This window comes from Mesorhizobium sp. P2_E6, assembly GCF_056403835.1.
Genome location: NZ_JBFUEQ010000003.1, coordinates 61,631 through 84,756, shown reverse-complemented (window position 1 = coordinate 84,756; position 23,126 = coordinate 61,631). Strand labels below are relative to the sequence as shown.

The following is a 23,126-nucleotide window of genomic DNA, read 5'->3' as shown; positions in this document are numbered from 1 at the left end:
CCTGTGAGGCTCGGATGATCGAGGCAAGGGATGTTTCCGTGGCGATCGCCGGCAAGCACATCGTTGCCGGTGTCGATTTCGCCGCACGCCCCGGCGAAGTGGCGGCAATCGTCGGCCCCAATGGGTCCGGCAAGACGACCTTCCTCAAGGCGCTGTCCGGCGAACTCGCCTACACCGGACATGTCGTCCTCAACGGCGGCGACCTCTCGGCGATGAAGCCGGTCGAGATCGCCGTCCATCGGGCCGTGCTGCCGCAGGCGACGACGCTGTCGTTTCCGTTCACGGTGCGGGAGGTGGTCAAGCTTGGCCTTGTCGGCGGCCGCTCGGGCGTCTTGCCGGGCGAGGACGCGCGGCTGCCGGAACGGGCGCTGGCGCGTGTCGACCTCGATGGTTTTGCCGGGCGTTTCTACCAGGAGCTTTCGGGCGGCGAGCAGCAGCGTGTCCAGCTTGCGCGCGTGCTGTGCCAGGTCTGGGCGCCGGTGCTCGACGGCAAGCCGCGCTATCTGTTCCTCGATGAGCCGGTTTCCAGCCTCGATATCAAGCACCAGCTGATCATCATGAACATCGCCCGCGACTTCGCCAGAAGGGGCGGCGGCGTGGTCGCCATCCTGCACGACCTCAATCTGACGGCCATGTTTGCCGACCGGATTTTTGTCATGCATCGCGGCAGGCTTGCTGCCACCGGCTCGCCACGGGCCGTGCTGAGCGACGACCTGATCGAAAAAGTGTTCGACTGCCGGCTCAGGGTCGGCGTGCTGCCGGCCGGCGACATGCCGTTCGTATTGCCGCAGTCGACGGTCTGTTGATACTCAGGTGAGGCGGCCTGCGAATGGCGGTTTCCTGCGCTTCCGGTACTCACGTACCCGAAAGTACGCTCCGTTCGTTCTCGACTCAGCGTGACCTGAATCTCAACGGACCTAATCAGACTCGGGAGACTTGCTCAGGCAGCAGGTGCGCGGCGCTCCACCAGCATGTCGATACCGAGCAGGTTGCGCACATTCGGCCGCGCCGCCACGAGATCGGCGATCGTGTAGCGCTCCAGCACCGCGAAGAACGCGTTCAGCGCCTCGCGCAATGCCGAGTTCAGCGCACAGCTGTCGACCAGCGGGCATTCGGCGGCATCGTTCTCGAAGCATTCGGCCATGGCGAAGCTCTCTTCGGTCACGCGCACGACATCGAATAGGCTGATGGACTCAGCGGCACGGCCAAGCCTGACGCCGCCATTCCTGCCACGCACGGTCTCGACCAGGCCGTGCTCGACCAGCGGCTGCAGGATCTTGAACAGGAACAACTCCGACACCGAATAGGCGGCCGCGATCTCGGGGATGCGGCTCAATCGATCATTGTTGGCGGCACAATACATCAGGATGCGCATGGCATAGTTGGTCTGGCGCGTAAGCCGCATTTTGTCCTCACAACGCGCTGGTGCGGTAGAACCACGCCAGATTTCAAAACTTTACTGATGCGGCTTTGACTCCGAAATTTCGGATTCGCCACATTGGCCTGGGCGGAATATGGCCTATACCTTGGAACAATTCCAGACTAGCCAGGCACAATAGATGAACATTCTCGTCAACTTTGTGTGTGCATCCGAGCAAGGTGCGAGCGAAACCGGCTGTAACGGGCATTTCGCCTGATGAAACACTAAATAGGCCCGAGATTGACGAGGAGCAGCTCATCCATGTCACAATCGGTCCAGTCGCTGGCGCCTGTCCGTTTCGATGCCGACGCGGAGGCCAGGCTTTCCGCCTTGCGGTGGACAAAGTTTATCGCGGCGGCGGCGCTGGCGCTTTGCGTGCTGGTGTTTGCGCTCGCCAAATCGTTCGAGCACATCTATCCGTGGCTCGGCTTCGTCGCGGCCTTTGCCGAGGCCGCGACCATCGGCGGGCTGGCCGACTGGTACGCGGTGGTGGCTTTGTTCAGGCGGCCACTTGGATTGCCGATCCCGCACACCGCCATCATCCCCGAGAACCAGAGCCGCATCGCCGACAATCTCGGCCGCTTCATCGAGGTCAATTTCCTGGCGCCCGAACCAGTGCGTGAAAAGCTTGCCGAGGTCGATTTCTCGGCGCTGGTCGCCGACTGGCTCGCCGATGCCGAACGTGCGGCAGGCCTGTCGCGCTTCGTCGTGCGGCTGGTACCGCAGACGCTTGCCGCCGTCGAGCAATCCGGCCTGCGTGGCTTCGTCACCAGCCGCATGCTGGAGCAGATCGAAAAGGTGCCGCTGGCGCCGCTGGCGGCCGAGCTGTTGTCGGCGCTCACCGACGACCGTCGCCACCAGAAACTGTTCGACGAATTCACCAAGGTGATCGGCCGGTTCCTCAACGACGAGCAGGCGCTGGCGACGATGCGCGAGAAGATCCGCGAGGAGTTGCCGTCGCTGTTCAACCTGTTCCGCGCCGACGCTTACCTGCTGAAGAAGATCGTCGCCTCGGCCGGTTCGCTGCTCGACGAGGTGCGGGCCGATCCCGACCATCCAATGCGCGCCGAATTCGACCGTTTCGCTCAAGCCTTCATCGAAAAGCTCAGGACATCGAAGCAATATGCCAAGCGCGCCGAGAAGCTGAAACGCGATTTCCTGGCCCGGCCGGAGGTCAGGGGATTGGCCGGCGACATGTGGGCAAGCCTCAGCCAGTTCATCGAGCAGGACGCCAATGCGCCCGAGTCGATCATCCGTACGCATCTCGCCAACATGTTCGTCGAGATCGGTCGCCATCTCGCCGGCGATGCGCAGATCCGGGCCGACATGAACCAGGGGTTCGTGGTGGCGCTCGCTTCGTTCGTGGAGAGCCAGAAGAGCGGCGTGTCGAAATTCATCGCCGACCAGGTCAAGCGCTGGGACCTGGCGCAGCTGACACGGCTGATCGAGATGAACATCGGCAGGGACCTGCAATACATCCGCTTCAACGGCATGATCATTGGTGGGCTTGCCGGTGTCGTGCTCTATGTCGCCGAGCGACTGTTCCTCGTCGGCTGACGCATTCGGACCTAGACCGATTCCACTGCGTTCGAATGGACACGCGGCACTTCGGTGCTATTCTCCCGTCCGGGAGCCCAATCGGCGGCGACAGGGGAGAGACCATCATGGCCAAGCAACCGGAATCCGATTCCTTCATGGACATGTTCGGCAAGTTCGGCCGCGACCTGAAAGTGCCCAACGTCGATGTCGAGGCAATTCTTGCGCATCATCGCAAGAACCTCGAAGCGCTGGAAAAATCGGCCCGAGCCAGTGCCGCCGGCGCGACCTCGCTGTTGTCCAGGCAGCGCGAAATGCTGCAGGACACGCTGCGCGAGGTTACCGAGATGGCGCAAAGCTACAGGGCGCCGGGCAATCCGCAGGAACTGATGGCCAAACAGACGGAATTCGCGCGCAAATCCTTCGAGGCTGCGTTGAAGAACGCCGGCGAAGTGGCTGAACTGGTCAAGAAATCCGGCACCGAATCGGTCGACATCCTGCGCACGCGCATCAAGGAGGCGATGGAAGAAATCCGCGCCGGCTACGACAGGAAGTAGCGGTCTTCGGCCAAGGTGGCATCGTTGCCGCCGACAGCCCGAAAGCCCAAGAAATCCCGATTTACCCTGCCGTTGCGGCGGGCGGCATGGCATAATCGCGGCCGAAGTCGGCGGAACGGATTCGCGCAGGGCGAATTGACAGGGGCCGCCAGTTCGTGGTCCGGAGGCGTTGAAAGCTATCGGGAAACCAGGAATGACTGAAATACGGCCCAAGACGCCGCCGACCTACGAGCAATTGAGGACGATGGCCGGGCAGGAGCTTGGCGTGTCTGAGTGGACCACGGTCGACCAGAATCGTATCAACCAGTTCGCCGAATGTACCGGCGACCATCAATGGATTCATGTCGACCCTGAGCGGGCGCGACGGCAAAGCCCGTTCCGCACGACGATCGCGCACGGCTACCTGACGCTGTCGATCATCGGCGCGCTGGCGCTCGGCATGGGCATCGTGCCCGAAAACACCCAGGCTGCGTTCAATTACGGTTTCGACAAGGTGCGTTTCCTGGCGCCGGTCAAGGTCGGCGCGCGCATCAGGCTGCGCGCCGTTCTGCTGTCCATGGAGGACAGAGGCCCTGGCCAGTATCTGATGAAGGCGGCCAACACGGTAGAGATCGAAGGCGAGGAAAAGCCGGCGCTCACCGCTGAAACGCTGGTCATGCTCTACGAGCGCCGCAAACGGGCAGGGGCCTGAGCCTTACGAAACGCTGGGCTGCGCGCGGCCAACGGTGCGGGCCGAGAGCAGCGCAAGGACCAGCGCGACCAGCGCCAGTGCCGTTGCCGTCTGAAAGGTGACCTGCATTCCCCGGGCGGCGGCCGCGGAACTCAGAATGTCTTGTTCCCCAGCCGATGCGACGGCGAAGACGGCGCCCATCAACGATGCGCCGGTGATGAGGCCGAGATTGCGCGACAGATTGAGCAGGCCAGAGACGACACCGCGCTCGCCCGCGCCAACACCGGTCATGATCGCTGCATTGTTGGACGTCTGGAACAGCGCGTAGCCGATGCAGGTGACGGTGATCGGCACGACATAGCTGGCAATGCCGAGTTTCGTCATGGCGAGCGACAGCAGGAACGTGCCGATGGCAAGGCTGGCCGAGCCGGCAACCATCATCCTGTGGGCCCCGAAGCGATCAGTCAGGCGTCCGGCCAGCAGCGCCGACAGGGCCGAGACGAGCGGACCGGTCGACAGCACGAGGCCGACCCTTGCGGCATCGAGCCCGAGCCCGCGCGACAGGTAGAACGGTGCAACCACCAGGGTCGCCATCATCACCGTCGCGACGACGAGGCTCATCGCCAGGCTGGCGCTCAACTGGAGGTCACGAAAGCTGGCAAGCTTGATCAAAGGGTTCTTCACTTTTGCCTGCGCTGCGGCGAACAGAACGACGCCGATGCCGGCAGCTATCAGCAGGCCGAGGTTGAGTGCGCCGAAATTGCCCCTGCCAAGCGTCATGGCCAGCGCATAGGCGGCCAGCGTCAGGGCCAGCAGGGCAGTGCCCACGGCGTCGAACTTGCCCCGATCAGCCTGGGCTGGCTTGCCGCGCGCCGGCAAGGCACGATAGGCGAGAGCGAAGGTGAGTATGCCCAGCGGCATGTTGACGAGGAAAATCGCCCGCCAGCCGAAGCCCGCGATCAGAAGGCCGCCGAGCGAGGGCCCAAGTGTCGTGCCGATTGCGGACATGGCGCCGAGCAGGCCCATGGCGCTGCCGGTTTTGGCCTTGCTCACCGTTTCGGCGACAAAAGCCAGCGTCAGCGCCATCATCAGCGCCGCACCAAGTCCTTGCACGGCCCGCGCGGCGATCAGCAGCCAGAGCGTTGGCGCCAGGCCGCAGAGTATGGACGCCAGCGTGAACAGCGCGATGCCGCCAAGCAGCAACGGCCGGCGCCCGAACATGTCGGCCAGCCGTCCGGCGCTGACAATCAATGTGGTGATGGCGAGCAGATAGGCCAGAACAACCCACTGCACCGACTGGAACGAAGCGCCGAACGCCTGCATCAGCGACGGCAGGCCGACGCTGGCAATGCTGGTTCCCAGCGACGACAGCAGGGTGGCGAGCGAAAGGCTCGCCAGCGCCCGGCGGGAGGATTGGGGCGGCGCCGATACGCGCTCATTTTGCTCTGCGATTGCCAAGGCGATCTCCTTTCCATCGGCTCCATAACCGGAGCTGTCGGAGATCTAGTCTTTTGGCTGATATGGCGGAAGACGCAGTATTTGCATGCTATTCGTGCATCAAACGCCATATCACGTGCTATGATCCGCGGATGGCATCGCCCGATCTCAATTTGCTCGTCGCCCTCGACGTTCTGCTGACCGAAGGCAGTGTGGCGCGCGCCGCCAATCGTCTTGGTCTAAGCCCCTCGGCGATGAGCCGGACGCTGGCGCGGCTGCGCGAGGCGACGGGCGATCCGCTGCTGGTTCGCGCCGGCCGCGGCCTGGTTCCGACACCGCGTGCGCAGGAGTTGCGGCAGCAGGCTGGTCGCGTCGTCCAGGATGCGGAAGCACTGCTGCGCCCTGCCAGGCTCCTCGACCTTTCGGACCTCGCCAGGACTTTCACACTGCGCACCAATGAAAGCTTCGTGGAAGAGTTCGCGCCGCGCCTTGTTGCTCGCATCGAAGCGGAGGCGCCATGCGTGCGACTGCGTTTCGCGCCGAAGTCAGACAAGGATGTCACGCCGCTGCGCGAGGCGGCGGTTGACCTGGAAATCGGCGTCGCCAGTGAAACCGGACCCGAGATGCGTATTCAGGCCCTGTTTCGCGACCGCTTCATCGGTGCGGTGCGCGCTGGCCATCCCTTGAGCGAGGGCGTCGTGACGGCCGAGCGCTACGCGGCTGGCCGCCACATCAGTGTTTCGCGGCGTGGCCGCGAGAAAGGGCCGATCGATGAAGCCCTGGAGCGGCTTGGACTCCAGCGGACTGTCGTGTGCATGGTTTCAAGCTTCTCGGCCACGCTTGCGATGGCGCGCGCATCCGACCTGATCGCCAGCGTGCCCGAGCGGCACACCGAGGGCGCGCGCGCCGGCATGCACAGCTTTCCGCTGCCGGTCGCCACCGTGGAGGTCACCATCTCCATGCTCTGGCATCCGCGTCTCGATGCCGATCCGGCGCAACGCTGGTTGCGCGACTGCGTGCGGGAGGTCTGTGCGACATCTCGCTGACCGGCAATCAACGCGCCATCGCCGCCTCAACCACCTTGAAAATCCGCTGGTCTGCGCACTGGGCAACGTTGAAGCGCAGGAAGCGGCTGGCTGTCTGGGACAGGCTGAACGCATTGCCGGGCGCCAGCACGATGTTGTCGGCGAGAGCCCGGCGGGCGACTTCGGCCGCATCGACGCCATCCGGCAGGCTGCACCACAGGAACAGCCCGGCCGGCTGGTCGATCCAGGGCGTGATGCCGATTGCCTTCAGACGGGTGCTCGTCTCGCCCATGGCGCGCGAAAGCCGCGCCCGCAGCAGATCCATGTGCTTGCGGTAGCTGCCGTCCTTCAGCAGCGTCAGCACCAGTTCGGCCGCAAGCCGCCCGCCGCCGAAAGTGGTGGCGATCTTGAGATCGGTCAGGCGCTCGATCCAGTCGCGGGGCGCTGCGATGAAGCCGCAGCGAACAGACGCCGACAGCGTCTTGGAGAAACTGCCGATCTGGACGACCCGGCTCAGGCCATCGAACGCCGCCAGCCTGGGGGCGGGCGCATGTTCGAAATCGGCAAAGATGTCGTCCTCGACGATGGTCAGGTCGGATTGATCGGCGAGCTTGAGCAGCCGGTGGGCCGTGACTGGCGACAGGATCGCGCCGGTCGGGTTGTGGATGGCCGAATTGGTGATGTAGAGCCGAGGCCGGTGCTCGGCCAACGCCTGCGCGAACAGGTCGATGTCCGGCCCTGACTGCGTGTAAGGAACGCTGACGACCTTGGCGCGGTGGGCGCGCAGCAAAGCATGAAAATTGAAGTAGCAGGGATCGTCGACCAGTACCGTGTCACCGGGCTCGATCAGAAACCGGCACAGGAGATCGATGGCCTGCGTGCCCGATTCCGTCAGCATGATCTGTTCGGGAGAGGCTTCGATGCCATGCTCGGCCATGCGCCGCGCCAGCAGGTTCCGCAGCGGCGGCAGGCCGAGCGGCGTGCCGTAGTCGGCGAGCGCGACATCATCGGCGCGCGCCACGGTTCGCAGCGCGCGGCGCAACCCTGCCTGGGGCATCCACGCGGCCGGCAGCCAGCCGCAGCCGGGTTTCAGACTGTCATCGCCTGCCTCCAGCGACTGGCGCGAGATCCAGAGCGGATCGACCGCGCGATCGAGCCGGGGACCGATCTCGGCCAGAGACAGCGGCGCCAGCGAGCCGGCGGCATAGAAGCCTGAGCCCGGTCGGGAGCGGATCGCGCCTTCTGCGGCGAGCCGCTCATAGGCTTCGACCACGGTGGATTTGGAAACCTGCATGGATTTGGCGAAGGCGCGGATCGACGGCAATCGCGCCCCCGGAGTCAGGCTGCGCGCGGCAATCCGCTGGCGGACAGTCGCCATCACGCTCTCGACCAAAGTGACCGTGTCCTCAGTCTCAAGCGCTGGTATCGTCATCTGTACTGCCTTGTCGACCATTACAGTTTTGAAAAATTGTACCCCATTGTCACTGGCGACGCCATAGGCGCAGGCCCGATAGAGGGCGAAACAAAACGGAGCCTGTGATGGACAAGATGGCGAGCGGCTGGGTGAACGGATTCGTCGGCGTGCTGATTTTCAGCGGCTCGCTTCCGGCAACGCGCGTCGCCGTGATGGATTTCGATCCAACCTTCGTGACATCGGCCCGCGCGGCGATTGCCGGACTGCTTGGTCTCGCCCTGCTGCTGGTGTTCCGCCAAAAGCGCCCGGAGCGAGGGGATTTGCTGTCGCTGGTCATCGTCGCGCTCGGCGTGGTGGTGGGTTTTCCCCTGCTGACGGCACTGGCGCTCAAGCACGTCACCTCGGCCCACTCCATCATCTTCGTCGGCCTGCTGCCGCTGGCGACGGCGATTTTCGGCGTGCTGCGCGGCGGTGAACGTCCTCGCCCGGCGTTCTGGCTGTTCTCGTGCGTGGGCAGCGGGCTTGTCGCGGGCTTTGCCCTGATGCAGGGCGTGACAGCCTCGCCGGTCGGCGATGGTCTGATGCTGGCCGCCATCGTCGTCTGCGGCCTGGGTTATGCCGAGGGTGCAGCGCTGTCGCGCAAGCTCGGCGGCTGGCAAGTGATCTGCTGGGCGCTGGTGCTGTCGCTGCCGATCATGCTGGTGCTGACTTTCGCGACGCTGCCGCCATCCTTTGCCAGTGTCGGCTCCAACGCCTGGATCGGGCTCGCCTATGTCTCACTGTTCAGCATGCTGATAGGCTTCGTGTTCTGGTACCGCGGCCTTGCGCAAGGCGGCATCGCCGCCGTCGGACAGTTACAGCTTTTGCAGCCGTTCTTTGGCCTGGCGCTGGCGGCGACGCTGCTGCATGAGCAGGTCAGTCCGCTAATGGTGGTCGTGACGCTCGGTGTTGTGCTATGCGTGTTCGGCGCGAAGAAATTTGCCAGGTAGTTCCGGGGCGGCGGCTCTTGTCCCTAGAACTTCGTCACCACGCCGATGCCGATGCCCTCGAAGCCGCCCATCGCCATCAAGGCCGCGGGCGCCTCGTCGAGGCTGATCTTCTTGCCGACCAGAAGTTCGGGCTTGAGCTTGCCGTTGCGGATCATCTCCATCATCGCCTGGTAGCGATAGGCCTGCATGCCGTGGCTGCCGAGAATCTCGAGCTCGAAGGCAATCACCTTGTCCATCGGCACCTGTGGGCGGGCGTGCTCCCCCAGCATCAGGCCGACCTGCACATGGCGGCCGCGCCGGCGCAGGTTCGCGATCGAGTTGAATGAGGTGGTGGGGTGGCCGAGCGCGTCCATCGACATGTGCGCACCGCCATTGGTGATCTGCTTCACGGTCTTGACGACATTCGGCGTTTTCGACGCGTTGATGGTGGCGACGGCGCCGATCTTCCTGGCGAAATCGAGCTTCTCGTCGGTGAGGTCAATGGCGATGACATTGGCGCCCATCGCGCTGGCGATCATGATCGCCGACAGGCCGACGCCGCCGCAGCCATGCACCGCCACCCATTCGCCCGGCGTCACCCGACCCTGATCGACGATGGCGCGAAAGGAGGTGACGAAGCGGCAGCCGAGGCTGGCGGCGGTGGCGAATTCCATCTCGTCGGGCAAGCGCACGAGATTGGTGTCGGCGTGTTCGATGGCGACATATTCGGCGAACGAGCCCCAGCCGGTGAAGCCGGGCTGCGTCTGATGTTCGCAGACCTGGTGATTGCCCGAGGTGCATTCGAAGCAATGGCCGCAACCGACTGCGAACGGCACCGTGACGCGTTCGCCGGCCTTCCAGCGGGTCACATGCTTGCCGGCGGCGACCACGACACCGGCCAGTTCGTGGCCCGGCACATGCGGCAGGCGGATGCCGTCGTCATGACCCATCCAGCCATGCCAGTCGCTGCGGCACAGTCCGGTCGCCTCGACCTTGATGACGACGCCATCGGCAGCCGGTTTCGGATCGGGAACGGTCTGGATCGTCGGCGCTTCGCCGAATTTCTCGAAGACGACGGCTTTCATTGGCAACTCCCAACCTTCAAACGGCCTGTGGGAAACGATAGCCGATTCCCTGTCCGGTCAAGCGGAAATCGATTCCGCCAGACGGACTGACCAGTTGGCGCTGGCGCTACGCGTCGGCGGCCTTACTCGGCATCGATCTGGTTCTGGGGAGCCGCCTTCTGGAACGCCGAAAGGGCCATGCAGGCGGCGTTGATGCGCGCGATGGTCGGGTAAGGCGTCATGTCGAGGCCGAAGCGGGCATTGCTGGTGACCTGCGCAGCCAGGCAGATGTCGGCCAGGCCCGGCATGTCGCCATGGCAGAATGTACCTGTCTCGGCCGAGGCAGCCCGCCGGCACCAGACCCTGCGGATTGACCGCGAGATAGGCGGGCTCCAGATGCTCGCCATGGCGCAGGTGATGCGGGACATAATCATAGCTCAGCCCCTTCATCTCCAGCGCAATCCGCACCCGATAGGAGGTGGAGGAGCGATAGTAGTTGTGCAGGACGACGTCGCTCATGCGCTTACTTCGGTTGGCCGATGGTGACTTCGATCGTGCCGATGCCGTCGACACCGCCGGTCATCGTGTCGCCGGCACGAACCGCGCCGACACCGGCCGGCGTGCCGGTGAAGATCAGGTCGCCGGGTTCCAGTTCCACCGCCTCGCTGCAGATCGATACGATATCGGCGATCGGCCAGATCAGTTCGGCGAGGTCGGCATCCTGCCTGACCTTGCCATTGACGGCGAGCCAGATGCGGCCCTTTTGCGGGTGGCCAGCTTTCGCCGCGGGGACCAGCGGGCCGCAAGGCGCGGAGCGGTCGAACGCCTTCGACCAGTCCCAGGGCCGCGCCGTCTTCTTGGCTTCATCCTGCAGATCGCGGCGGGTGAGGTCGATGCCGACGCCATAACCCCAGACATGATCTAGAGCCCGCTCGCGCGTGATGCGGAAGCCTGGCTTGCCGATCGCAGCGACCAGTTCGATCTCATGGTGCAGATTGCCGGTCAAGGGTGGGTAGGGGATGGTGGTGCCGGAATCGACCACCGCATCGGCCGGCTTGGTGAAGAAGAAGGGCGGATCGCGCTCGTCATTGCCGAATTCGCGGGCATGCGCCGCGTAGTTGCGGCCGACGCAGAAGATGCGGCGCACCGCAAAGCGCTCGGGCGAGCCGGCAACGGCCACCGATGATGTTGCGGGCGAGGGAAGGACGAAGGCGGTCATGTGGGTCTCTGCTTGGTTGCCGGAACATTCGGCCGATTTGTGCGCCCGGGCAAGGCGAAGTGATCGAGAAAGCGCGGCCGCGCTTTCCGACGGAGATGGCGATGTACTATTTGGCAATAATCTGGCCATGGTCGCGAGGCTATTCTAAAGCGCGTCGCGTTTGAACGGATTTGAGGCGACGCGCTTTAGGTCTTTGTCTCATGCATGTCGTTCACCCAAAACCGGGGCCACTTTTGGGCGACATGCATCAATCGCCCCCGAACCGAAATGAACCCATGACCGCAGTCCACGATCGCGCCCGGTTCCTCATCATCGACGACCACCCGCTGTTTCGCGAGGCGCTGCACAGCGCGGTGCAGATGGCTTATCCGGAAGTCGACACGGTGGAGGCGCGCTCGATCAGCGAGGCGCTCGATCTTCTGGCCGGCGCCAAGCCGTTCGATCTGGCGCTGCTCGACCTCAGCATGCCCGACGTGCACGGCTTCGACGGACTGCTGCAACTCCGAACCCGCTATCCGCGCCTGCCGGTGGTCATCGTCTCGGGTTATGAGGAACCAAAGATCATTTCCGAGGCACTGTCCTATGGGGCGGCCGGCTTCATCCCGAAATCGGCGCGCAAGAGCGACCTCGCCGCCGCCATACGCTCGGTGATGGAAGGTGCGATCTATGTGCCGGAAACCTATGAAGCCCGCACGCCCGACGCCGACAGCGTCGACCGTGCCGACATGGTGCAACGCCTGTCGACGCTGACGCCGCAACAATTGCGCGTGCTGCAGATGCTGCGCCAGGGCCTGCTCAACAAGCAGATCGCCTATGAGCTGCAGGTCGGCGAAACCACGGTCAAGGCTCATGTGTCGGAAATCCTGCGCAAGCTCAATGTCTACAGCCGCACGCAAGCGGTGATCGAGGTGTCGAAGCTGGACAATGCGGAGCTGTTCAGGGATCAGGCTGGGTTTTGAGCTTTTACCTTTCCCCTTGTGGGGGCGATCCGCGAAGCGGAGCTGGGTGGGGGGCAACGATGTTCGGGCAGGGCGTGGTAAAAAGTGCACTGTCACCGCAATTGCAAGTGCACTGTCACTGTATTTCGCAATTGCCGTAGTTCCATTCTAGTCCTCGATCAATTCAGGTAACGCAAACCACCCATCCTCGACATCAGGTTCGGCGAAGCTGTCGACTGACCATACTTCAATAATATTCTCTATTATCTCGCTCTCACTGACTCCATATCTGTGATCTCGGACCCATTTCCCCATGTTGCCGGTCACCGGAATCCCGCCGCGCCTAAAGATTTTCTCGAGGCTAACACGCGTAAAAGTCTTCAAATCCTCACCCGTGAGCTCAAATTCATGCCGTCCTACCGGAATGATTTGCCAAAGCCCGATAGCGTCACGATCTAGCTCATTTGGCATATTTTCAAGCCACTGACGCAGAGGCCAACCGTAGGCTCTATGTTTCTTTTGATAATCCATTTTAGCTCACTGCTGATGTATCTTCGAATCTTTAATCAAATCAGGATGCGAAATATCGATAGAGGGTTCACTTTTCACGCTGTTTCGAGGCCACAAGAATTACCAAGAATGACGCAACGGTGACAGTGCACTATTTTCCTGAATCGGCGAATTACGGTGACAGTTCACTTTTTCTGTTCGCTGCGCGCCTCGCGTTCCTGGTTTCACGGCCTGGCTCGGCAATCTGCTCGACAAATGCATCGATAAGGAGTGCACTGTCACCGTAATTCTTGCCTGGCGTTCCCGGTTTCACGCCCTTTCGGTTCGGCAATCTGCTCGACAAACGCCTCGATAAAAAGTGCACTGTCACCGTAATTCGATGCCAGAGAACTGTACTATCATTGTCATTTCTTTGAGTCGGGTGATTTGTCAGGGCGAGCGGCAGACATGATGAAAGTGCACTGTCACCGTAATTGCCTCGATGAAGCTAAGCCAGTAGATGCGCCAGCAGCGCCCTCAATTGTGCCGGCTTCAGCGGCTTGCGCATCAGTTCGATGCCGCCGGCGCGTGCCGCCTTGGCGACGGCTTCGGAACTGTCGGCGGTGACGATCAGGGCCGGCACGGCGCGGCCGAGATAGTCGCGGACCTCGGCGATGGTGGCAGTGCCGAGATCGCCGCCGTCGAGATGCTGGTCGGCAATGACGATGTCGGGCACCCAGTCGGTATCGCCCAGCATGTCGAGGGCGTCGTCGGTCGAGGTCGCGGCCCGCACCAGGCATTGCCAGCGCTCGAGCAGGAAGGTCATGGCCTGCAGAACCTCGACATCGTTCTCGATCAGCAGCACCTTGGTGCCGAACAGGCCGTAGCCGCGCGGCCGTTCCATGTCGGCGCTGTTGGCGATGGTGTCGGCCGGGGCGCCGATGCCGACCGGAACGTCGATGTGGAAGATCGTGCCGCGGCCGACCTTGGATGAAAATGTCACGGGATGGCCGAGCGCGCTGGCCATGCGGCGCACGATGGCAAGCCCGAGCCCGAGACCGCCGCCGTCCAGCTCCGCATTGGCCGACGAGGTGCCACGGTGGAATTCCTCGAACACCGCTTCGCGCTGGTCTTCGGGAATGCCGCAGCCGGTATCTGCGACGTCGATGCGGATGGTATCGCCGCGATGCCTGGTGCCGACCAGCACACCGCCGGAGCGTGTGTAGCCCAGCGCATTGGAGAGAATGTTCTGCAGGATGCGGCGCAACAGCGTGCGGTCGGAGCGGACCACGGCGTTGACCGGCCGGAATTTCAGCGACAGCCCCTTCAGTTCCGCCACCGGCAGGAAATCCGAGCGCAGCGATGAGAACAGCGCCTCCAGGCTGACGTCGCCGGTGTCGGGTTGCACCACGCCGGCGTCGAGCTTGGAGATGTCGAGCAGCGTGCGCAGCAGGTCCTCCATCGTCTCCAGCGAGCGCTCGACCTGCCGCACCAGCTTCCTGCCCTCGTCGCTGGTCTGCACTTCGGCCAGCGCCGAAACCGAGAGGTGGGCCGCGTTCAGCGGCTGCAGCACGTCATGGCTGGCGGCGGCGAGGAAGCGGGTCTTGGACAGGTTCGCCAGTTCGGCGTTTTCCTTGGCGGCGCTGAGGTCGATGTTCGACTGCTCCAGCCGGCGCAAGGTCGAATGCAGCTCCTCGGTGCGCGTGCGCACGCGATTTTCCAGCGAAATCGCGGTCTGGAACAGCGAGAAGGCATTGCCTTGCTGGTCCATCGACCGCTCGACGCGGCTGACCAGTGCGGCGTTGATCTTCTTCAGCTTTTCGAGATCGTTGATGTCCCTGAGCGGCATCTTATTCCGCCGCCTGTCGTTCGCCAAAGGCGATGCCGGTGAAGGTCTGGTTCAAATGCATCGACCGGTACTGTTCGCCATAGGTGCCGAAGCCGATGACATTGTTGACCCGGTAGAGCTCCGAGATGTCGCGAAAAACCTGGCGGTTGCGCGCGTCCAGACGGCGCAGCACGCAGTCGAAGCCGAGGATCATGTCGATGCCGCCAAGCCGCTCCTCGACATCCCTGAGCGCCGCGCGCGTCGATTCGACCATGTCCTTGGGTTGGGCGATCGACAGCACGACCCCGTCGTCTATGGCGCAGAAGAACGACAGCGAGCCATCGGGATGCATCTTCTGGATCGACCGGCAGTAATATTCGCCGCCCACTTTCACCACCACCGGATGCGAGGCAAAACTCAGCGGCGTCAGCGTCTGCGCAACGATGCCGACGGACGCGGCGTATTCCTCCGCCGCGTTGGTGGCATTGAACTCGCGCACGATGCGGTGATCGGGATCGGCCGCCGTCACCACCAGCTTCTCGTCGGTGGGAACGAAATTGTCGGTCTTGAAGACGTGGAAAGGGATTTCGGTGGCGATCAGCACGATGATGGCGCTGTCGGAGGTGACGTTGCCGTTCGAGATGAGGCGCGTCGTCTCGAACTTCAGGTCGTCGCCGGCCGAGCCGCCGAGCAGCGGTATGTCGTCGAGGCCCCAATGGATGGCCGAACTCACCGCTTCCTCGGCATAGGAGAGCCCATCGATGAAGCAGAGCGCGAAGGTGCCTTTGGTGCGGTCGCAACCCAGGCGCGCGCGCAGCGACCGCCGCAAGGCCTCGACCTCGCTGGTGATCCTGTCCATGCCCGACGAGGACAGATCGTCGACCATCACGCTGACGGCGGTGAACGCGGCGGACGGAAGCAGCATGGCGAGCACGTGGCCATCCTCGAGGCCTTGCGGCGTGATCTCGCCGGCGGTCGAGCAGCCCGCGTGATGAAGCGCCGGCGCGTGGCTCATGAGCGCCCGGGAAAGGGTGTCGGCCTCGACCAGGCTCTGGGAAAAAAACAGGAGCGCGAAGCCGGCGTCGATTGCCGCAGCCTCCAACGCGATCGCCTTGGCGAATGCGTCCATGTCGGGCTCATCCGTGGTGAGCGCCGACAGGCCGCATGCATAGCGCGTCCGTGAACTGGCCAGCGGTGTTCTCCGCATTTCCTCCGACGCTGTTTTATGCGCGTCGGGCGCGCGGGCGTCTGATAACATTGTTGCCCTCAAACCCTGTTTTGGCAATGGGCGACCGGGGCCGCGCGTTTGGGCTCAGCCCATGACCGAAAGTACAATGTAACGAGTTTGCGACGTGCTGTTTTTTGTCCATTGTGCAGTGTACGAATAACCATGGCCGAAGCGGCAACACCGCGTCGGCAGCGTGATGACCAAGGTTGATACCCAGGGAGGAAGCATGTCGGACGTTTCGTTGATGGTGAACGGAAAACGGGTCAGTGGCGCTGCCGAGGACCGAACGCTTCTGGTTCACTTCCTGCGCGAAAATCTCGGCCTTACCGGAACGCACGTCGGTTGCGACACGTCGCAATGCGGTGCCTGCGTCGTCCATGTCGACGGCAAGGCGGTCAAATCCTGCTCGATGCTCGCGGTACAGGCCTCCGGGTCGACCGTGGTGACGATCGAGGGCCTGGCCAATGGCGCCGATCTGCATCCGGTGCAGGCCGCCTTCAAGGAACATCACGGGCTGCAGTGCGGCTTCTGCACGCCGGGCATGATCATGACGGCGACCGACATGATCAACCGCCACCCCGAAGGCCTCGACGAAGCGACGGTGCGCACAGAGCTCGAGGGCAACATCTGCCGCTGCACCGGCTACCACAACATCGTGAAGGCGATCCTTGCCGCATCGAAGACGATGTCCAAGGGGTCGAAGGGCAAAGCCAGGCAAGCGGCGTGAGAAGGAAGTGGGTAGCGAATAGGGAGTAGCGAATAGTCAGCAGTCTGACAAAACGCCAACTCACCACAATTCGCCATTCACTACTCACTATTCGCTATTTCAGCATTTCGGGAGGAATTTCTGATGGGCATTGAAGGTGTTGGCGCTCGGGTCGCGCGCAAGGAAGACAAACGATTCATCACCGGCGCCGGCCGCTATGTCGACGACATGGTGGTTCCCGGCATGAAGCACGCAGCCTTCGTGCGCAGCCCGCACGCGCACGCGCAGATCAAGAAGATTGACGTCAAAAAGGCTCAAGCCATGCCCGGCGTCATCGGCGTGCTGACCGGCAAGGAGCTCAAGGCCGACGGCATCGGCAACCTCATCTGCGGCTGGATGATCCACTCCAAGGATGGTTCGCCGATGAAGATGGGGGCGTGGTCGCCGCTTGCTTTCGACCGGGTCCGCTATGTCGGCGATGCCGTCGTCATCGTCGTGGCCGAGACCAAAGGGCAGGCGCGTGATGCCGCCGAGGCGGTCGAGATCACCTACAAGGAACTGAAGGCCGTCGTCGATGCCTCGAAGGCCATGGACAAGGGCGCGCCGCAGATCCACCCCGAGGCCGACAACAACCTGATCTTCGACTGGGACATCGGCAATGCCGACGAGACGGCCGCGGCGTTCAGGAAGGCGGCCCATGTCGTCAAGATGGATATCATCAACAATCGCCTCGTGCCCAACGCCATGGAGCCGCGCGCGGCTCTTGGCCACTACGACAAGGCCGAGGACCACTACACCTGCTGGACGACCTCACAAAACCCGCATGTGGCGCGGCTGGTGATGAGCGCCTTCTACAATGTCGCCCCGGAAAACAAGCTGCGCGTCATAGCGCCCGATGTCGGCGGCGGCTTCGGCTCGAAGATCTACATCTATCCCGAAGAGATCGTCTGCCTGTGGGCGTCGAAGAAGACCGGGGTGCCGGTCAAATGGGTGGCCGACCGCACCGAGAGTTTTCTGACCGACGCACATGGCCGCGACCATCACACTCATGCTGAAATGGCCTTCGACAGCGATCACAAGATCCTCGGCCTGAAGGTCGAGACCAAGGCCAATCTTGGCGCCTACATGTCGCTGTTCTCGTCGGCGACGCCGACATACCTCTACGCTACGCTGTTGTCGGGCCAGTACAACATCCCCGCCATCCACGCCAATGTGAAGGCGATCTACACCAACACCGCACCCGTCGATGCCTATCGCGGGGCAGGGCGGCCGGAAGCAACCTTCGTCATGGAACGCATGATGGAGACGGCCGCGCGCCAGTTCGGCGTCTCACCCGCCGAGTTACGCCGCAAGAACTTCATTACCTCGTTCCCGCACCAGACGCCGGTCATCATGTGCTACGACGCTGGCGACTATGCCGCTTCGCTCGACGCGGCGATGAAGGCGTCGGACTATGCCGGCTTTGCCAAGCGCAAGGCTGCCGCAGCCAAGAAGGGGCTGCTGCGCGGCATCGGCATGAGCTGCTACATCGAGGCCTGCGGCATCGCGCCGTCGGCGGCGGTCGGCAGTCTTGGCGCCGGCGTCGGTCTGTGGGAATCGGCGGAAGTGCGGGTCAATGCAGTCGGCACGATCGAGGTGCTGACCGGCTCGCACAGCCATGGCCAGGGCCATGAGACGACCTTCGCGCAACTGGTCAACGAACGCTTCGGCGTGCCGCTCGATTCGGTCTCGATCGTCCATGGCGACACCGACAAGGTGCAGATGGGCATGGGCACCTATGGCTCGCGCTCGGGTGCTGTCGGCATGTCGGCCATCGTCAAGGCACTCGACAAGGTCGAGGCCAAGGCCAAGAAGATCGCCGCTCATCTGCTCGAGGCTGACGAGGGCGACATCATCATCGAGAACGGCGCGCTGAAGGTCGCAGGCACCGACAAAAACGTGCCATGGTTCCAGATGGCGCTCGCCGCCTACACCGCCCACAATCTGCCGGGCGGCATGGAGCCCGGGCTGAAGGAAACGGCGTTTTATGATCCGTCGAACTTCACCTTCCCGGCGGGCTGCTACATCTGCGAGGTCGAGGTCGATCCGGAAACCGGCATGACCGAGATCATCCAGTTCGTCGCCGCCGATGATTTCGGAAACATCATCAATCCGATGATCGTCGAGGGCCAGGTGCATGGCGGACTGGCGCAAGGCATCGGCCAGGCGCTGCTCGAAGGCGCCCACTACGACAATGGCGGCCAACTGCTGACCGCGAGCTACATGGACTACACCATGCCGCGCGCCGGCGACCTGCCGTCGTTCAAGGTCTCGACCTCGAACACGCCATGCCCGGGAAATCCGCTGGGCATCAAGGGCTGCGGCGAAGCCGGCGCCATCGGCTCGCCGCCGGCGGTGATCAACGCCATCACCGACGCCATCGGCAGCAACGATCTTGCCATGCCGGCATCGCCGTCCACCGTGTGGGCAGCGATCCGCGCGACGACGAAACACTGAGGAGGAACGAGCATGTATTCGGTCAACTATCACCGCGCCGCCTCGGTCGCCGACGCCGCCAAACTGGTCAAGGCGGGCGATGCGAAGCTGCTTTCGGGCGGCATGACGCTGATCCCGGCGATGAAGACACGGCTTGCCGCGCCCTCCGACCTTGTCGACCTGTCGAAGATCAAGGAGTTGCAGGGGGTCAAGGTGTCGGGCAAGACGGTGACCATCGGCGCCGCGACCACGCATTACGACGTTGCCAATGACGAGAAGCTGAAGAAGGCCTGCCCGGCGCTTGCCCATCTGGCGTCGCTGATCGGCGATCCGGCGGTGCGCCACCGGGGGACGATCGGCGGCTCGATCGCCAACAACGATCCGGCGGCCGACTATCCGGCGGCGCTGCTGGCGCTGGGCGCCACCATCGTCACCAACAAGCGCCAGATCGCCGCCGACAAATTCTTCAAGGGCCTGTTCGAGACGTCGCTGAAGGAAGGCGAGATTGTTACCGCCGTCACTTTCACGGCGCCGGCTAAGGCGGCCTATGAAAAATTCCGCAACCCAGCATCGCGCTATGCGATCGTCGGTGTGTTCGTGGCCAAGGGCAAGGATGGCGTCAGCGTCGCCGTCACCGGCGCCGGCGACGACGGCGTTTTCCGTTCGAAGGAGATCGAGGCAGCCCTGGCCAAGAATTTCGCGGCCTCGGCGCTCGAAGGCGTGAAGGTATCGGCGAAGAATTTGATGACCGACATCCACGCCTCGGCCGACTACCGCGCCAATCTGATCGCGGTGATGGCCAAGCGCGCTGTGGCTGCCGCCACCGCCTGACACCATCAGCCGCGCACAAGGAAAGGGGCCCCTGCGGCCCCTTTTTCGCGTGCGGTGACCTGCAACTGTCCGGTTCCGATGGGATCGCCTCAGCGCGCCAACCGTTTGCTTGAAGCAATTCCCGTCCATACTTCGCCAGGAACTGCGTCAGCGACAATCTCGCACTTGCACAAAGCGATATTGCACTGCACTATGCCAGTGACCAAACGCGAGCCGGGTTGTTAGTGTCGATCACGGCCTGCGACCCTTTCAGCATCTTTCAATGCGAAGGGAGCCGGCATGACCGACATCTCCGCGACGCATGTCGTTGCGTCCCGACCCGTCGCCGACAGAGCGGCCAGAACAAGACTGGCCTATCTCGATGGCTGGCGCGGCCTGTCGATTGCCCTGGTGCTGATCGGCCATTTCTTTCCTGTTCCCGGGATCAATCTGGGTGTGCTGGGCGTCGAATTCTTCTTCGTGCTCAGCGGCCGGCTGATGAGCGAGATCCTGTTCATCGAGCGCTACCCGCTGAAGAAATTCTTCAAGCGCCGTTTCTCCCGCATCTATCCGGCACTTCTCGTCTTCGTGGTCGTCGCCATGATTGCGCTCTCCGGCACATTCATCGCCTTCAAATGGAAGGCGGCGCTGACCGCGCTGACATTCACCTACAATTATGCCGGCATCCTCGTCACGCGGGCGGGCGCACTCGACCATATCTGGTCGCTCTGCATCGAGGAGCACGCCTATATCATCCTGGCGCTGATCAGCGTCGTCGTCTTAAGCCGCTCTCGCGTCGTCGTGTTGCTCCTGGCGCTGGCCTTGCTTGCCATGGCGAATGGAGCGGTTTCGTACTGGGTGTTCGGGATGGACTACGAAACCACCTACTGGCGCACCGATGTGCATATCGCGTCGATCCTGCTGTCGGCCTCGATCTGCTTGCTCAAGGCGGATGGCAGACTGCCGGCGATCTTCAGAGGCAGGCACGTAGCACTGGCGGCATCGATCTTCGACGTTCTTCTGTTCCTCGATCCAGTGCCGACGCCGATCCACTATCTCTTCGCGGTGCCGCTGCTGGCGCTGGCCGTCAACGCGCTCGATTTCAGCCCGCGCTATCTGACCGGATTGCTGTCCTCCTGGCCGATGGCGACCCTCGGGCTGTGGTCCTACTCGCTCTATCTGTGGCAGCAGCCGTTCTACAAATTCGTCTATGAGCAAGGCAGCGCGCCGATCCCGATGCTGGCCGGGGTCTTCGTTTGCGCGCTTTGCAGCTACTACGTCATCGAGCGACCGGCACGCGAATGGCTCAATCGCAATTGGTAATGCCGTAGTGCTGTCGGCGCTAAGCCGATCGGCGCTTCTTGTCCGTCAGATACCGCTTGAGGCCGGCTTCGCCGCGCGGCGTCGTCCAGCGGTGGTTCCAGGCGAAGGCCTGCCGCAGCAGCGGTGCGAGGAATTTGAGGATCGGCCGCAGTACCGTGACCTGCCAGGTCAATTGCACATGGGTCCCGGTGCCGGACGGCGACAATTCCGCCCGCCACAGCCCGTCGAAATCGCCAAGGGTTTTCACAACCACCAGCTTGCCGGGTTCGAGCTCGGCGGCCTCGATGATGAAGTTCAGCTCGTAGGGCAGGGCGCCGCGAGCCCGCGCCCTTGCGCGCGATCCGATGGTCGCCTTGCCCTTCCTGTCGAGCGGCACCACCTCCTTGTAGACATCGCCCCACCAGATCGGCAGCAATTCGGCATCCGAGAGCACCTCCCACACTTCCTGCGGTGTGCCCTCGGGGATGTGCCAGCTTTCGTCGAAGCGAAAGACGTTGCTCGGCATCGCGTTTCCTCCGGTTGGCGGAAACATTCATATTAGCTGCGGCTTCTTTGTGTGGCCAGCGCCAGCGGGATCAGGCGGAGATTCGCCTGATGTATCAGTCGGAAATCTGTCTGATGTAGTAGCGCACCGCCTTCTTGCCGCCGTGGATGACGGCGTCGCCGGCTTCGGCGAAGCCAAGCGCGGCGTGGAAGGCATCCGAGGCGGGGTTCGGCGGGTCAGTGTTGACCTCGCAGGTGACCAGCGTGTGGCCGGCGCGCTCAACGTGGCCGAACAGATCCTGATAGAGCCGGCGCGCATGGCCGCGGCCACGCGCCTGCGCCGCCACCACGACACGGTCAACATAGACGAAGCGGGGGTAGCGTTCGCGGAACCAGACGAAATTCGGGCTGTCGTAACGGGCGTCCTGGTCGAAGGTCATGATGAAGGCTTCGAGATTGCCGATGCGCCGCGTGTAAAACGCCTCGCCGAGCAGGAAGGATAGCCGTTCGGGCTCCAGCCACGACAGTTCGGCTGCGTGCTCGTTGTTGAGCGCGAGGATTGCCGCTTCGTCTTCGGCCGATACAAGGCTGATCGGGGCAGGGGTCGCGCTCATGCCTTCGCAGCCGCAATGGTGGCCGCCACGAGGTCCGTGTCGGTCAAGGTGTTGCGGTACTCTCTGTCGAGGTCGGAGCCGCCCATGCCGACATGCGGGTTGCGGTAATCCATGGCGCTCGGCACATCCTTGAGGGCGGCGAAATGCATTTCTGACAACCCGGTCCTTCTGCGCACTTCGGCGATGTTGCCGAGGTCCAGCCCGCCGCAGCCGAGGATGACGATGCGGTCGCCGGCCTGTCGAACCAGATCCGCCAGCAGCGACATGCCCTCGACCGCCGTATCGCGCTGGCCGCTGGTCAGCACGCGGCCAACCTTGCTGCGGATCAGCGCTTCGAGCGCCTCGGCGGGGTCGCGGGTCATGTCGAAGGCACGGTGACAGGTCACGTTCAACGAGCCGGCGGCTTGCGTCAATTCACTCATGCGCGCCTCGTCGATGGTGCCATCGGCGTTCAAGCAGCCAAACACCACGCCGGGCACGCCGAGGTCGCGCAGCGCTGCGACATCGGCGAGCATCGAGGCGTACTCGGTTTCGCTGTAGAGAAAATCGCCGCCGCGCGGCCGCACCATGACGTGGAAAGGCACGGTCGCCTGGTCGAGGGCAGCGCGCACCGTGCCGAGGCTCGGCGTGATGCCGCCTTCAATGAGGCTGGCGCACAGTTCCACCCGGTCGGCGCCGGCCGCCTGCGCGGCCAGCAAGCCATCAATGCCTTCGACACAGATTTCGATCAGCGGCAGGCGAGTTTCTTCGGTCAAGGGGCAATCCAATCGATGATGTCGCCGCAAGCCCTAGCATCGGGCCGGTTGGCGCGAAAGCGTGAACAGCGCGTGGCCATTTGGGCCAGACGGCAAACTCCGCGCTTGACAGTCAAATAACCGTTGAGTTATGGAATAATCATAACCGGATGGTTATTAATCTCACT

At 63.2% G+C, this 23,126-nt stretch carries 22 protein-coding genes and 1 pseudogene; 11 read left to right on the top strand and 12 right to left on the bottom strand.

Translation table 11 applies throughout. The features are described from left to right. Window positions 1-14: 14 nt before the first annotated feature. Window positions 15-806, top strand: a complete 792-nt coding sequence (locus tag AC1D08_RS08325) for a heme ABC transporter ATP-binding protein (protein ID WP_457154136.1) — start codon at window positions 15-17, stop codon at window positions 804-806. A gap of 134 nt (window positions 807-940) precedes the next feature. Here AC1D08_RS08325 and rirA read toward each other — a convergent pair whose 3' ends face one another. After that, complete coding sequence (rirA, locus tag AC1D08_RS08320; RefSeq protein ID WP_095087491.1) at window positions 941-1,405, bottom strand: iron-responsive transcriptional regulator RirA; 465 nt, start codon at window positions 1,403-1,405, stop codon at window positions 941-943. A 276-nt stretch (window positions 1,406-1,681) separates the two neighbouring features. Here rirA and AC1D08_RS08315 point away from each other — a divergent pair, with 276 nt between their 5' ends. From AC1D08_RS08315 to AC1D08_RS08305, 3 genes are all read left to right on the top strand, one after another. Beyond that, window positions 1,682-2,977 (top strand): DUF445 domain-containing protein, encoded by a 1,296-nt coding sequence (locus AC1D08_RS08315; protein ID WP_477422939.1) that lies wholly within the window; start codon window positions 1,682-1,684, stop codon window positions 2,975-2,977. A gap of 107 nt (window positions 2,978-3,084) precedes the next feature. Further along, window positions 3,085-3,513, top strand: coding sequence for a phasin family protein (locus AC1D08_RS08310; protein ID WP_095087495.1), 429 nt, complete (start codon window positions 3,085-3,087; stop codon window positions 3,511-3,513). Between the two features lie 193 nt (window positions 3,514-3,706). After that, a complete protein-coding gene (locus AC1D08_RS08305) occupies window positions 3,707-4,204 on the top strand; it encodes a MaoC family dehydratase (RefSeq protein ID WP_477422937.1) in 498 nt (165 codons plus the stop codon). A gap of 3 nt (window positions 4,205-4,207) precedes the next feature. Here the strand turns inward: AC1D08_RS08305 and AC1D08_RS08300 are convergent, their stop codons facing one another. Next, entirely contained in the window at window positions 4,208-5,641 is a 1,434-nt protein-coding gene (locus AC1D08_RS08300; RefSeq protein WP_477422935.1) for an MFS transporter, read from the bottom strand. A gap of 131 nt (window positions 5,642-5,772) precedes the next feature. Here AC1D08_RS08300 and AC1D08_RS08295 point away from each other — a divergent pair, with 131 nt between their 5' ends. After that, a complete protein-coding gene (locus AC1D08_RS08295; RefSeq protein ID WP_457152819.1) occupies window positions 5,773-6,666 on the top strand; it encodes a LysR family transcriptional regulator in 894 nt (297 codons plus the stop codon). 7 nt (window positions 6,667-6,673) lie between these two features. Here AC1D08_RS08295 and AC1D08_RS08290 read toward each other — a convergent pair whose 3' ends face one another. Beyond that, complete coding sequence (locus AC1D08_RS08290) at window positions 6,674-8,077, bottom strand: aminotransferase-like domain-containing protein (RefSeq protein WP_457152820.1); 1,404 nt, start codon at window positions 8,075-8,077, stop codon at window positions 6,674-6,676. 107 nt (window positions 8,078-8,184) lie between these two features. On the opposite strand from AC1D08_RS08290, the gene AC1D08_RS08285 reads away from it, so the two are divergent. Continuing rightward, complete coding sequence (locus AC1D08_RS08285; protein ID WP_457152821.1) at window positions 8,185-9,048, top strand: DMT family transporter; 864 nt, start codon at window positions 8,185-8,187, stop codon at window positions 9,046-9,048. A 23-nt stretch (window positions 9,049-9,071) separates the two neighbouring features. Here AC1D08_RS08285 and AC1D08_RS08280 read toward each other — a convergent pair whose 3' ends face one another. The 3 genes and pseudogenes from AC1D08_RS08280 to AC1D08_RS08270 all read right to left on the bottom strand — a co-directional run bounded on the left by AC1D08_RS08280 (window position 9,072) and on the right by AC1D08_RS08270 (window position 11,310). Further along, window positions 9,072-10,112, bottom strand: a complete 1,041-nt coding sequence (locus AC1D08_RS08280; protein ID WP_457152822.1) for a zinc-dependent alcohol dehydrogenase family protein — start codon at window positions 10,110-10,112, stop codon at window positions 9,072-9,074. 122 nt (window positions 10,113-10,234) lie between these two features. Continuing rightward, window positions 10,235-10,610, bottom strand: a pseudogene (locus AC1D08_RS08275) (glutathione S-transferase N-terminal domain-containing protein). Window positions 10,611-10,614: 4 nt separating this feature from the next. After that, entirely contained in the window at window positions 10,615-11,310 is a 696-nt protein-coding gene (locus AC1D08_RS08270) for a fumarylacetoacetate hydrolase family protein (RefSeq protein WP_457152824.1), read from the bottom strand. A 275-nt stretch (window positions 11,311-11,585) separates the two neighbouring features. Here AC1D08_RS08270 and AC1D08_RS08265 point away from each other — a divergent pair, with 275 nt between their 5' ends. Further along, window positions 11,586-12,269, top strand: coding sequence for a response regulator (locus tag AC1D08_RS08265; RefSeq protein WP_457152825.1), 684 nt, complete (start codon window positions 11,586-11,588; stop codon window positions 12,267-12,269). A gap of 147 nt (window positions 12,270-12,416) precedes the next feature. On the opposite strand, the gene AC1D08_RS08260 is transcribed toward AC1D08_RS08265, so the two are convergent. From AC1D08_RS08260 to AC1D08_RS08250, 3 genes are all read right to left on the bottom strand, one after another. After that, window positions 12,417-12,779: a hypothetical protein gene (locus tag AC1D08_RS08260; RefSeq protein WP_457152826.1), complete on the bottom strand. Its 363-nt coding sequence runs from the start codon at window positions 12,777-12,779 to the stop codon at window positions 12,417-12,419. A gap of 466 nt (window positions 12,780-13,245) precedes the next feature. Beyond that, window positions 13,246-14,586: a hybrid sensor histidine kinase/response regulator gene (locus AC1D08_RS08255; protein WP_184873667.1), complete on the bottom strand. Its 1,341-nt coding sequence runs from the start codon at window positions 14,584-14,586 to the stop codon at window positions 13,246-13,248. Between the two features lies 1 nt (window position 14,587). Then, complete coding sequence (locus AC1D08_RS08250) at window positions 14,588-15,772, bottom strand: FIST N-terminal domain-containing protein (RefSeq protein ID WP_457154870.1); 1,185 nt, start codon at window positions 15,770-15,772, stop codon at window positions 14,588-14,590. 247 nt (window positions 15,773-16,019) lie between these two features. Here AC1D08_RS08250 and AC1D08_RS08245 point away from each other — a divergent pair, with 247 nt between their 5' ends. From AC1D08_RS08245 to AC1D08_RS08230, 4 genes are all read left to right on the top strand, one after another. Beyond that, the gene (locus AC1D08_RS08245) at window positions 16,020-16,520 is read left to right on the top strand and encodes a (2Fe-2S)-binding protein (protein ID WP_095088065.1); all 501 of its coding nucleotides are present in this window, start codon (window positions 16,020-16,022) and stop codon (window positions 16,518-16,520) included. A gap of 123 nt (window positions 16,521-16,643) precedes the next feature. Then, the gene (locus AC1D08_RS08240; protein WP_477227476.1) at window positions 16,644-18,995 is read left to right on the top strand and encodes a xanthine dehydrogenase family protein molybdopterin-binding subunit; all 2,352 of its coding nucleotides are present in this window, start codon (window positions 16,644-16,646) and stop codon (window positions 18,993-18,995) included. A 12-nt stretch (window positions 18,996-19,007) separates the two neighbouring features. Continuing rightward, complete coding sequence (locus tag AC1D08_RS08235; RefSeq protein WP_457153142.1) at window positions 19,008-19,805, top strand: FAD binding domain-containing protein; 798 nt, start codon at window positions 19,008-19,010, stop codon at window positions 19,803-19,805. Window positions 19,806-20,084: 279 nt separating this feature from the next. Beyond that, window positions 20,085-21,107 (top strand): acyltransferase family protein, encoded by a 1,023-nt coding sequence (locus AC1D08_RS08230; protein WP_457153143.1) that lies wholly within the window; start codon window positions 20,085-20,087, stop codon window positions 21,105-21,107. A 19-nt stretch (window positions 21,108-21,126) separates the two neighbouring features. Here the strand turns inward: AC1D08_RS08230 and AC1D08_RS08225 are convergent, their stop codons facing one another. The 3 genes from AC1D08_RS08225 to AC1D08_RS08215 all read right to left on the bottom strand — a co-directional run bounded on the left by AC1D08_RS08225 (window position 21,127) and on the right by AC1D08_RS08215 (window position 22,959). After that, window positions 21,127-21,612, bottom strand: a complete 486-nt coding sequence (locus tag AC1D08_RS08225) for an SRPBCC family protein (RefSeq protein WP_457153144.1) — start codon at window positions 21,610-21,612, stop codon at window positions 21,127-21,129. Window positions 21,613-21,706: 94 nt separating this feature from the next. Beyond that, a complete protein-coding gene (locus tag AC1D08_RS08220) occupies window positions 21,707-22,204 on the bottom strand; it encodes a GNAT family N-acetyltransferase (RefSeq protein WP_457153145.1) in 498 nt (165 codons plus the stop codon). Next, on the bottom strand, window positions 22,201-22,959 hold the full coding sequence (locus AC1D08_RS08215; protein WP_457153146.1) for a copper homeostasis protein CutC: 759 nt from the start codon (window positions 22,957-22,959) through the stop codon (window positions 22,201-22,203). Before AC1D08_RS08215 ends, AC1D08_RS08220 begins: the two co-directional genes overlap by 4 nt. Window positions 22,960-23,126: the final 167 nt, after the last annotated feature.

Bases quoted from the DNA above. Each gene is read 5' to 3' on its own strand.
- AC1D08_RS08280 (WP_457152822.1), bottom strand. From the start codon at position 10,112: ATGAAAGCCGTCGTCTTCGAGAAATTCGGCGAAGCGCCGACGATCCAG.
- AC1D08_RS08285 (WP_457152821.1), top strand. From the start codon at position 8,185: ATGGACAAGATGGCGAGCGGCTGGGTGAACGGATTCGTCGGCGTGCTG.
- AC1D08_RS08235 (WP_457153142.1), top strand. From the start codon at position 19,008: ATGTATTCGGTCAACTATCACCGCGCCGCCTCGGTCGCCGACGCCGCC.
- AC1D08_RS08325 (WP_457154136.1), top strand. From the start codon at position 15: ATGATCGAGGCAAGGGATGTTTCCGTGGCGATCGCCGGCAAGCACATC.
- AC1D08_RS08315 (WP_477422939.1), top strand. From the start codon at position 1,682: ATGTCACAATCGGTCCAGTCGCTGGCGCCTGTCCGTTTCGATGCCGAC.
- AC1D08_RS08310 (WP_095087495.1), top strand. From the start codon at position 3,085: ATGGCCAAGCAACCGGAATCCGATTCCTTCATGGACATGTTCGGCAAG.
- AC1D08_RS08255 (WP_184873667.1), bottom strand. From the start codon at position 14,586: ATGCCGCTCAGGGACATCAACGATCTCGAAAAGCTGAAGAAGATCAAC.
- AC1D08_RS08245 (WP_095088065.1), top strand. From the start codon at position 16,020: ATGTCGGACGTTTCGTTGATGGTGAACGGAAAACGGGTCAGTGGCGCT.
- AC1D08_RS08225 (WP_457153144.1), bottom strand. From the start codon at position 21,612: ATGCCGAGCAACGTCTTTCGCTTCGACGAAAGCTGGCACATCCCCGAG.
- AC1D08_RS08260 (WP_457152826.1), bottom strand. From the start codon at position 12,779: ATGGATTATCAAAAGAAACATAGAGCCTACGGTTGGCCTCTGCGTCAG.
- AC1D08_RS08250 (WP_457154870.1), bottom strand. From the start codon at position 15,772: ATGCGGAGAACACCGCTGGCCAGTTCACGGACGCGCTATGCATGCGGC.
- rirA (WP_095087491.1), bottom strand. From the start codon at position 1,405: ATGCGGCTTACGCGCCAGACCAACTATGCCATGCGCATCCTGATGTAT.
- AC1D08_RS08270 (WP_457152824.1), bottom strand. From the start codon at position 11,310: ATGACCGCCTTCGTCCTTCCCTCGCCCGCAACATCATCGGTGGCCGTT.
- AC1D08_RS08305 (WP_477422937.1), top strand. From the start codon at position 3,707: ATGACTGAAATACGGCCCAAGACGCCGCCGACCTACGAGCAATTGAGG.
- AC1D08_RS08295 (WP_457152819.1), top strand. From the start codon at position 5,773: ATGGCATCGCCCGATCTCAATTTGCTCGTCGCCCTCGACGTTCTGCTG.
- AC1D08_RS08290 (WP_457152820.1), bottom strand. From the start codon at position 8,077: ATGACGATACCAGCGCTTGAGACTGAGGACACGGTCACTTTGGTCGAG.
- AC1D08_RS08220 (WP_457153145.1), bottom strand. From the start codon at position 22,204: ATGAGCGCGACCCCTGCCCCGATCAGCCTTGTATCGGCCGAAGACGAA.
- AC1D08_RS08240 (WP_477227476.1), top strand. From the start codon at position 16,644: ATGGGCATTGAAGGTGTTGGCGCTCGGGTCGCGCGCAAGGAAGACAAA.
- AC1D08_RS08230 (WP_457153143.1), top strand. From the start codon at position 20,085: ATGACCGACATCTCCGCGACGCATGTCGTTGCGTCCCGACCCGTCGCC.
- AC1D08_RS08265 (WP_457152825.1), top strand. From the start codon at position 11,586: ATGACCGCAGTCCACGATCGCGCCCGGTTCCTCATCATCGACGACCAC.